1 protein-coding gene is annotated in these 257 nt (G+C 68.1%); it reads left to right on the top strand.

The features are described 5' to 3' along the window. Window positions 1-257, top strand: a 257-nt coding sequence (locus tag AC0L20_RS41290) for a hypothetical protein (RefSeq protein ID WP_473295876.1), incomplete at both ends; no start/stop codon positions are given.

Raw genomic sequence — 257 nt, 5'->3', positions numbered from 1 at the left:
ACGCTGAAGGCGCCCGCCGACGTGGCCTACGTTGCGCAGAATGTGGTGGTTCCTGCGGGTGCAACGGTAGCGGACATCACCGGCACTGCCCCGTGCCTGGCCGCGCTTGAGCGCATGGCTCGGGGCGAAGGCCTGAACGGTGACCTGGAACTGATCGATGATCGCTGGGACCTTGCCGAACGCCTGCGCCTGGCCCTGGATGCAGCGGGACTGACCACCGCTGAGCTGATCGGCGCAAGAAGCCGCGCTCAGCGCGG

This window comes from Bradyrhizobium sp. Kon58 (assembly GCF_055807455.1).
The sequence above is the reverse complement of the archived record's forward strand: the minus strand, read 5'-3'. Positions and strand labels throughout refer to the sequence as shown.